Annotated in this window: 12 protein-coding genes; 4 read left to right on the plus strand and 8 right to left on the minus strand. The window is 62.7% G+C overall.

Annotation, left to right across the window (positions count from 1 at the left end; translation table 11 throughout):
* Positions 1 to 104: 104 nt before the first annotated feature.
* Positions 105 to 704 carry a hypothetical protein gene (locus tag AC04MI_RS21030; RefSeq protein WP_476498602.1) on the plus strand — a complete coding sequence of 200 codons (600 nt, stop codon included), beginning with the start codon at positions 105 to 107 and terminating at the stop codon, positions 702 to 704.
* 21 nt (positions 705 to 725) lie between these two features.
* On the opposite strand, the gene AC04MI_RS21035 is transcribed toward AC04MI_RS21030, so the two are convergent.
* The 3 genes from AC04MI_RS21035 to lexA all read right to left on the minus strand — a co-directional run bounded on the left by AC04MI_RS21035 (position 726) and on the right by lexA (position 3,192).
* Positions 726 to 953 (minus strand): hypothetical protein, encoded by a 228-nt coding sequence (locus tag AC04MI_RS21035; protein WP_476498603.1) that lies wholly within the window; start codon positions 951 to 953, stop codon positions 726 to 728.
* Positions 926 to 1,363, minus strand: a complete 438-nt coding sequence (locus tag AC04MI_RS21040; RefSeq protein WP_476498604.1) for a hypothetical protein — start codon at positions 1,361 to 1,363, stop codon at positions 926 to 928. Before AC04MI_RS21040 ends, AC04MI_RS21035 begins: the two co-directional genes overlap by 28 nt.
* 1,154 nt (positions 1,364 to 2,517) lie before the next feature.
* On the minus strand, positions 2,518 to 3,192 hold the full coding sequence (gene lexA / locus AC04MI_RS21045; protein ID WP_476498605.1) for a transcriptional repressor LexA: 675 nt from the start codon (positions 3,190 to 3,192) through the stop codon (positions 2,518 to 2,520).
* 83 nt (positions 3,193 to 3,275) lie between these two features.
* Between lexA and AC04MI_RS21050 the strand changes: the two genes are divergently transcribed.
* The 3 genes from AC04MI_RS21050 to AC04MI_RS21060 are packed head-to-tail and all read left to right on the plus strand — an operon-like array spanning position 3,276 to position 5,173.
* On the plus strand, positions 3,276 to 4,235 hold the full coding sequence (locus AC04MI_RS21050) for an asparaginase (RefSeq protein ID WP_436077466.1): 960 nt from the start codon (positions 3,276 to 3,278) through the stop codon (positions 4,233 to 4,235).
* A 19-nt stretch (positions 4,236 to 4,254) separates the two neighbouring features.
* Complete coding sequence (locus tag AC04MI_RS21055) at positions 4,255 to 4,674, plus strand: hypothetical protein (RefSeq protein ID WP_260667678.1); 420 nt, start codon at positions 4,255 to 4,257, stop codon at positions 4,672 to 4,674.
* A 28-nt stretch (positions 4,675 to 4,702) separates the two neighbouring features.
* Positions 4,703 to 5,173, plus strand: coding sequence for a DUF6152 family protein (locus AC04MI_RS21060; RefSeq protein WP_436077465.1), 471 nt, complete (start codon positions 4,703 to 4,705; stop codon positions 5,171 to 5,173).
* Positions 5,174 to 5,325: 152 nt separating this feature from the next.
* Here the strand turns inward: AC04MI_RS21060 and adk are convergent, their stop codons facing one another.
* The 5 genes from adk to AC04MI_RS21085 all read right to left on the minus strand — a co-directional run.
* Complete coding sequence (gene adk, locus AC04MI_RS21065) at positions 5,326 to 5,982, minus strand: adenylate kinase (protein WP_056062394.1); 657 nt, start codon at positions 5,980 to 5,982, stop codon at positions 5,326 to 5,328.
* Positions 5,983 to 6,238: 256 nt separating this feature from the next.
* Positions 6,239 to 7,069, minus strand: a complete 831-nt coding sequence (kdsB, locus tag AC04MI_RS21070; RefSeq protein WP_436077464.1) for a 3-deoxy-manno-octulosonate cytidylyltransferase — start codon at positions 7,067 to 7,069, stop codon at positions 6,239 to 6,241.
* On the minus strand, positions 7,066 to 7,248 hold the full coding sequence (locus tag AC04MI_RS21075) for a Trm112 family protein (protein WP_056062396.1): 183 nt from the start codon (positions 7,246 to 7,248) through the stop codon (positions 7,066 to 7,068). Before AC04MI_RS21075 ends, kdsB begins: the two co-directional genes overlap by 4 nt.
* Before the next feature lie 28 nt (positions 7,249 to 7,276).
* A complete protein-coding gene (gene lpxK, locus AC04MI_RS21080; protein ID WP_436077463.1) occupies positions 7,277 to 8,377 on the minus strand; it encodes a tetraacyldisaccharide 4'-kinase in 1,101 nt (366 codons plus the stop codon).
* 5 nt (positions 8,378 to 8,382) lie between these two features.
* Positions 8,383 to 8,755 (minus strand): ExbD/TolR family protein (locus AC04MI_RS21085; protein WP_476498606.1); only part of this gene is annotated, 373 nt, incomplete at its 5' end.

Here is an 8,755-nt window from a genome sequence, read left to right on the forward strand (position 1 = left end):
CGGCAAGTCCGTCAAGGCCCAGAAAGACAAACAGCTCCGAGACCAGCGCGAGCTGGCCAGGGAGCTGCAGGAGCGGGTGCAGCGGCAGGCTATCCCGCAAAGGGATGACGAACCGCTGCCTCGGATTGACTAGCTCAAAATTTTCGATTCATTTTTTCTCAAAATTAGGCTATATTTTTAGAATGAATACAGAGTCAAATAAATATCCATACGACCACGTTCGTGGTGCGACAGCTGAAATGGCGGAATTTCGATGGCACCACCATAACTCAAGATTTGACCAATTGGTGACTTTGACATCTGGTGCTCATGAAGGCGTATGGCAGTATTTGCTAGCGGTCAATGGTGGGGCTGTTGCTGGAATGATAGGCTTTATTGGTGCCGTTCAAGAGTACCGATCAGCTGTATGGAGCTATGTTGCACTTCTAATATTTGTGCTGGGACTTGTTTTGGTTGGAGTTGGTCGAGCTCATTCAATCCATAGGACAAACACCKTCTTCATGGGGTGGAATAGCTTAATGGAGAAGTATTACAGCGGAGAGTTAAGCTGGTCCGAAGCTCTGCAAAAGGATGTGGAAAACACTGACAAGCAGGCTAGTATTCCTTGGTTATTAGGTTGGGCGTCATTTGCTTTTTTCCTTTGCGGTCTGATTGTTGTTGCTTACGCAATGTGGAAAATTGGAATGTCACGTGTGGTGATTTAATTGATTAGTGGCGAAAGCCGACTAAAACGGCGCCGGTGACTCAATAACCTCCACCGGCCCAATCCCCCGATACAGCACCTCGCCTGTGTGCTTCACCGTCACTGTCCAGCGGTCGGGCTCCACCTGCTCCACCAGGTAGGCCGCAGCCTCCAGCGGCAACACCAGCTCGTCTGGCATGCCGCCATACCAGGTCGGCGTGCGCAGCAGGGTGGGGTAGGGGATCAGGTTTTGACGTGGGTCTTGTGCCATTGCTCGCTCACTGAGGGTTCTTTGCCGGTGCGCTCTTCCACCGGCAGCTTCTTCATCCATTTGCGTGCGTCGAACTTGGGCAGCGGTGGCGCTGCCGGGTCGCCGCACGGCCGCACCAGCCACAGCTGTTCGTGTTCATAGCTCCGCCCGCTGCTGGAGTCCACGACATGCCCGCGCAGCAGAAAGCCGTCGCCCACCACATCCACAAAATCGGGCTCAAAAAGAAGCATCAGGGTGACAGGGTGCGACACCCACTCCCCCAGCAGATCCACGCGCCGCACGGTGCGCCTGGCCGCGCACTGGTCATAGGACATGTGACTCATGCGCAGGAGCCCGCGCGATGGCTCGGGCCATTCGTCGGGGCGCAGGCGCAGGCCTTTGGCGCGCAGTGGAGTGACTTCGCAGAACATAAAATGCAGCGTAGGTAATGGCGTAGGTTATGAGAGTTGATTCAGAAACTCATTGGAGAATATGGGAATCAAGGATCACAATATTCATGCCGACATTGTGCCTTGACGGGCGCAGGGGAATGCCACAGGGGCCGTGCTGGGCATACCAAAGCCTGCGGTTTTTTGGTGACTGAGTGCTGCATGGGCCCCGCAGACGTACTTCTTGCACTGCGCGTGCACGGAAGTCCGCATTCAGAGAGTGCCATGCACCACGACTGCTGCAGCTCGGTGCGGATTTTTGGACCTGCCGGTGCCCCGGTGTTAGACGTTTGCGGATCGAGCACTGCCCGACATTGCCGCAGCCCTGGTGCGCGGGGCGTAGAAGAGGGCTTGGCGCTCGTGCCGCCTGCTGCGCTTTGCGAATCAGGCCCGGAGCGCCTCGGATGCTGCCAGGCGGTCCAGCTCTGCGCACACATCGGCCATGCGGCCAGCAATTACCAGGCGGCAGGTGCCTGTGTCAGAGGCCCGGCGCAGCACCCGGGTGGATTGTGGTGGGCAGTGGTCTGCACCCACTGACGCCAAAAAGGCCTGTCGTTTGCTGCCGGCCATGTGTGTTGGCAGGAAGGAGCGGTGGGTGGCAGCGGATCTGGTCGGGCTTTCTGGCGTTCGTACTGGAGGTTTGGCGGTAAAGGGCCAATTTCCGCGCAATGGACGTTGTGCCTGGGGCTCTGTGGAGTTGCTGGGAACCAGGGCTTGGGCTTCGTCGCTGCGGGAGGCCGATGCTGGGGCGTTGCCTGGCCTGGCACGTCTCATGCCGACTGGCAGTGCCTGCAGGTCCAGTCGGTCTTTGGGTGCACTGGCTGGGTTGGCAAGCAGCTTTTTAAGACTGCGAAGAGGGTTCTGCACAGCAGACAGGGTGAACAAAGCAATTCCCATGTGAAAACTCCGAAAGTCGGGGGTTGAACATAGGCAGGATTGCAAAGTGGTCGAACACCAGTGCAGACAGACGCAGTGCGAGTTGATCCCTCGACCGTGCAGACAGCTGCTCCGCCGATCCATCAAGCATTGCCTGAGAGGCCTTGGCATTCAACGGGACCTGCACCGCAGGGCTGGTGAATCGGTTGTATCCGTTCACCAAACGCCCGCCACCCACGGTGCGGCCCCTGGGGCACACGCTACATCAGCATGGTGTTGCGGATAAGTCCCACTGCCAGTCCTTCGATTTCGAAAGGCTCGCCAGGCTGCACCACGATCACGGGATAGTCGGGGTTTTCGGGCAGCAACTCGATGGCAGTGGCCGTGCGGCGAAGTCGCTTGACGGTGACATCATCGCCCAGGCGGGCCACGATGATCTGACCATTGCGAGCCTCACGGGTGGACTGCACGGCGAGCAAGTCACCGTCCATGATGCCGGCGTCGCGCATGGACATGCCCCGCACCTTGAGCAAGTAGTCGGGCTTGTGTTGGAAGAGGCTGTTTTCCACACTGTAGGTCTGGTCCACATGTTCCTGCGCGAGAATGGGCGACCCCGCAGCCACCCGACCTACCAGGGGCAAGACCAGCTGCGACAGACCCGGGATGGGCAGACTGAATTGGTTGCCACGGGCTGCGTTGATGGAGCGCACTGTGTCTCCGCGCAAGCGGATGCCGCGCGAGGTGCCGCTGACCAGTTCGATCACCCCTTTGCGGGCCAGGGCCTGCAGGTGCTCTTCGGCCGCGTTGGCTGACTTGAAACCCAGCTCGGCCGCGATTTCTGCGCGGGTGGGMGGCGCGCCGGTGCGKGCGATGGCGSTCTGGATSARRTCCAGAATCTGCTGCTGGCGGGCGGTGAGTTTGGGGTTGTCGAGCATGGTGGTTTCCGGTGCAGGCGGTTACAGTGGCGAACAACTGTTTTTTAATCCAGTAACTGTATTTTTCACCAGTTTTTCGGAGTATGCAAGTGAGTGGGCAAAAAATTGTGGTTTTGGGCACCGGTGGCACGATTGCGGGCACCTCTGCACAGGCGGGAGACAACATCGGCTACACCGCTGCCCAGGTGGGGGTGGAGCAACTTCTGACGGCCGTGCCAGGCCTGCAGGCATTGCCAGGGGGCGCCTTGGCTGCTGAGCAGGTGGCGCAGATCGACAGCAAGGACATGGATTGCGAGGTGTGGCGCACGCTGGCTCTGCGGTGCGCGCACCATTTGAGCGACCCGGAGGTGAGAGGTGTGGTCATCACCCATGGCACGGACACCCTGGAAGAGACCGCGTGGTTTTTGCACGAGGTGCTGTATGCGCGCAAGCCCGTGGTGCTGACCTGCGCCATGCGGCCCGCCACAGCCCTGACCCCCGATGGACCCCAGAATCTGCTGGACGCTGTGGCAACGGTATTGGCACCCAGTGCCACAGGTGTGCTGGCTGTTGCGGCGGGTGAAGTGCATGGCGCACGGTATGTGCAAAAGGTGCATCCCTACCGCGTCAATGCCTTCAGCTCGGGCGAGACCGGTCCTTTGGGATGGGTGGAAGAGTGCGTGGTCCGCTGGGCATGCAATAGCCCGGTAGCGCATGTCAATCATGCCGATAGCGCTATGAATAATATAGTGAACGCTGGGGCTTGGCCGTGGGTGGAAATCGTCATGAACCATGCTGGGGCATCGGGCAGGGCGGTAGATGCGCTGGTGCGAGAGGGCGTGCAGGGCCTGGTGGTGGCCTGCACCGGCAATGGCACGATCCACCACGATCTGGAGGCTGCCCTGGTGCGCGCGCAGAAAGCCGGGGTGCGGGTGGTGCGCTCCACCCGCTGCGCCGAGGGACAGGTGCTACCCAAGCCGGGTGATGCGCTGCCTGCCTCGCAAGGCCTGTCGCCAGTCAAGGCGCGGGTCGCTCTGATGCTTGATTTGCTGCGGGCGGATTGATCGAAAAGGACTGCCAGCCGTGTTCACCGCACTCAAGACACACGCCTGGGCTTACCCCGCGCTCGAAGTCGTCCACATTGTGGGCATTGCGCTGTTGCTGGGCAATCTGGTGTTGCTGGAGTTGCGGGTGTTTGGGCGCGGTGCGGCCTTGCCGATGAAAGACCTCGCCCGGCTGGGGCTGACTTTGGCCGGGTGTGGCTTTGGATTGGCGGCAGCGTCGGGTCTGTTGATGTTTGCTACCCAGCCATCAGAGTTGCTCAGCAACCGCGCTTTTACCTTGAAGATGCTGTTGTTAATGCTTGCGGGCTGTAATGCGGCGTGGTTCCATGCACGTGATTCCCTCACGCGCCTGGATGGGCTGGCCCGCCTTCAGATGCTGGCATCCACCATGGTGTGGCTGGCGGTGGTGGCTTGTGGCCGCTGGATTGCGTATCTTTGAGATCGCCCCCTTTTCATCAGGAGTCTGTATGAGCCTGCAACGTCGCCATGTGCTGATCGCCGCCAGTGCCTTGCCTTTGGGGGTGAACGCCCACCATGGCTGGAGCAGTTTCGATGCAGACCGACCGCTGTATCTGGAGGGCACAGTGCGCAAAGTGCGCTGGCAAAACCCACACGCAGAGCTGGAGCTGGAACCGCCCGCAGCGCTCCGGTTGCCAGCGGACCTTGCGCAACGTGCCATCCCTGCGCAGACAGCGCCCGTGGATGGCCGCGCGCTGCTGGCCAAAACGGTGCTCCCCACCCGCAAGGACCGCGTCTGGGAGATTGAGCTGGCGCCTTTGACCCGCATGCAGGCGTGGCAGGTGCCAGAGATCAAGCCAGGCACCGCCGTATCAGTCGTGGGTTTTGGCCTGCGGGACGAAAAGGGCGAGGCGGTACTGCGCGCCGAGTACCTGTTTGTGGACGGCAAAGCCTACGGCCTGCGGTCCAGTCCTGCCTGAGTCAACGCACACGCCCGCAGCAGGCGCCTGTCGCGGCTGCCGTGCTTCAAGGCGGCCCATGAAAAAAGCGACGCCCTGGTGCGGTGCGTCGCTTTGATGGGGCTTGACCGCCCAACGTGTGTCAGGCGGTTTTTTGCTCCTGGTTCAATGTATCAGCTGGCCAGCGCCTGCAGCGCGCGTGCGGTGATCTCGTCCACACTGCCGGTGCCGCTGATGGCGCGGTACTTGGGCGCTACAGCGGGTTCATCCTTGGCCCAGTTGCTGTAGTAATCCACCAAGGGGCGCGTCTGGTCGCTGTAGACCTGCAGGCGCTTCTTGACGGTTTCTTCCTTGTCGTCTTCGCGCTGGATCAGTTCTTCGCCGGTCACGTCGTCCTTGCCTTCCACCTTGGGGGGGTTGAACTTGACGTGGTAGGTGCGGCCGCTGGCGGGATGCGAGCGGCGGCCGCTCATGCGCTCAATGATGGCGTCAAAGGGCACATCGATTTCGAGCACATAGTCCAGCTTGACGCCTGCGGCCTTCATGGCGTCGGCCTGGGGAATGGTGCGGGGGAAACCGTCGAACAGGAAGCCGTTGGCACAGTCTGCCTGCGTGATGCGCTCCTTGACGAGACCGATGATGATGTCGTCACTGACCAGGGCGCCCGAATCCATCACTGCCTTGGCCTGCAGGCCCAGGGGGGTGCCGGCCTTGACCGCTGCGCGCAGCATGTCGCCGGTGGAGATCTGGGGGATGCCGTACTTCTGGCAGATGAACGTGGCTTGCGTGCCCTTTCCGGCGCCAGGCGCGCCCAACAGAATCAGTCTCATGGATGTCCTCGAAGGTTAGAAATCGGGTGGCGCCGCTGGCGGGGACGTTCGAAGGGCGCCTGAAGCCGTTCTGTGCGCCCGGGATGCGGTGCTCTCGTTACAGTTGAGGATAGCATGTGACCACCTTGCGCTGACTTACATGGGTGACCGTTTCTAGGTCGGCGCCTCCACGTGTGCACCATGGAGCCCCGCTGTACGTCCCCAGTGCGTTGAAATGCGCCCGCAGTGCACACCGCACGGCGGCGCCAGAGAGCTTTCAGCGAAACAGCGCGCGCACCCGCTCCAGGTCCTCCGGCGTATCCACGCCAGGGCCGGGCGCCGCGTCTGCCAAGTGCACGGCGATGTGGTGGCCATGCCAGAGTGCGCGCAGCTGCTCCAGGGCCTCCACCGCCTCGGTCGGTGCTGGCGCCAGCTGCGGAAATTTCCGCAAGAACCCTGCGCGATAGCTGTAGATGCCCACGTGCCGCAGCGGTGCAAAGCCTTGCAGTGCCTTGACGCCGGGCTGTGCGGCCTGTGCCGCGCCCTCCCACCAGGCCGTGCCCGCGTGGTCGCGGCCAAAAGGGATGGGTGCACGGCTGAAGTAATGGGCCAGACCCCGCGCGTCCAGCACCACCTTCACCACATTGGGGTTGGTGTGGTCGGCCAGGGACGCAATGGCATGGGCAGCGGTGCCCATGCTGGCTTCGGGGCGCTTTCCATCTCGGTCTTGCAGCAGGCTTGCCACGGCATTGATGAGGCCGGGGTCTATCAGCGGCTCGTCACCCTGAACATTGACCACGATGTCGTCGCCGTCCAGCCCCAGCTGTATGCAGGCCTCGGCCAGCCGGTCGCTGCCGCTGGCGTGGTCGGCGCGCGTCATGACGGCATCTACGCCATGCACTGCGCAGGCTTGCAGGATGCGGGCATCGTCGGCGGCCACCACGACGCGGGTTGCGGCGCTCTGCGCAGCACGCTGGGCCACGCGCACCACCATGGGCAGGCCCGCAATGTCGGCTAGAGGCTTGTCTGGCAAGCGGCTTGAAGCCATGCGTGCCGGGATCAGCACGGTGAAGGGGGTGTGGGCTACGGCGGGCACGGGTGCGCTCACTGCTCCAGTTCCTCGTCGGTCAGGGTGCGTGCTTCGTTTTCCAGCAACACCGGAATTCCGTCGCGCACCGGGTAGGCCAGCCGCGCGCTGCGCGAGACGAGTTCCTGCGCCTCGCGGTCATAGGTCAGGGGTCCTTTGGTGACGGGGCAGACCAGCAGTTCAAGCAGTTTGGGGTCCATGGGGGAGGAGCTTTCCGGGAGGGTTCGTTCAGGCAGGGGCAGATGATAGCGGCGGCCTTTGGGCTCCTGGGCCGGTCGCAACTCGATGGAGCCAGGCATCGAGGACGGTAAAAAATTGCGGGTCCATCTGCGCGACCAGGGGAACAGCCAGTGCGTCGGGATGGCGGGTCCAGAGCTTGACGGCGTCTTTTTCAGTGCAAACAAGCTGCATACGCTGGTCGGATATGCGCTGCCAGCTATCAAAATCATAGTGATCTGGCAGGGCCTCGGTGCGCTCCAGCGCCAGGCCCTGGGTGCGCAGCATGGCAAAAAACTCGCTGGGTCTGGCCACGGCTGCCACCGCATGCAGCGGTTGCCCCTGCAATTGGGCCAGTGGCACCTGCTGGCCGTTCGACCGCAGGGCATAGGGCGCCAGGCTACGCTGCAGCTCAAATGCAGGCGCCGTGGTCCCGCGCGGCGGCGCACTGCCTGCGTGCAGCACGATGTCCACGGCGCGGGGCCAGGGCTCCCGCAGCGGGCCGGCAGGCAGCAGAAATCCGTTGCCGATGCCCTGGTCATTGAAGATGCAGATCTCCAAGTCCCGCTGCAGCGCCAGGTGCTGCAAGCCGTCATCGCAAATGAGAACGTCGGTGTCAGGGTGCGCGGCCAGCAGCGCGCGTGCGGCAGCGATGCGGCGCGGGGCCACAAACACAGGCACTGTGCCACCCGCCGCCACGCTGCGGGCAATCAGGGCGGGCTCGTCGCCCACCTCACTGGCCAGGCTGTCAGGCAGCACCGCACGGCAGTCGTGCGTGCTGCGGCCATAGCCGCGCGAAATCACGCCCACGCGCAGACCGCACGCCTGCAGGTGTTTGGCGAGTGCGATGACTACCGGGGTCTTGCCGGCGCCTCCGGCAATCACGTTGCCCACCACGATGACGGGGCGGCCCGGGTGTTCGGAGCGAAGCCAGCCCCTGCCATACAGCCAGCGGCGCAGCGCCACCAACGCGCTATACATCAGGGAGACGGGCCACAGTGCCCAAGCCGCTGGACCCCGAGACTGCCAGATGTTGTGAAGCCGTTGTTCGGCCGTGGGCGGAGAGACCTGCGGGGCCGAAGCCCGGGGCGGCTGCGGCCCGGAAGCGGCCATGCCCGTCAGCGGCTGGCCGCGCGTCCCGACGCGGACGACTGCGTGGCAAACGTGATCTGCGTGAGGCCCACGCGGCGCGCGGCTTCCATCACAGTGACCACGGACTGGTGTGGCGACATGGCGTCGGCGCTGATGATGACCACGCTGTCGCGGCCTGCGGTGGCAGCACTGCGCAGAGCCTGGGCGATGGCATCCACACTCTTGCCTTCCACGCCGGTCTTGTTGACGGCGTAACGGCCGTCTGCGGCCACCGACACGATCACTTCCTTGGGATGGTCGCGCTGYTGCTCGGCATCGGCCACGGGCAGGGTAAGTTGCAGCTCCGTGAACTTGCTGTAGGTGGTGGTGAGCATCAGAAAGATGAGGATCACCAGCAGC

It is taken from the genome of Acidovorax sp. LjRoot204, assembly GCF_056175785.1.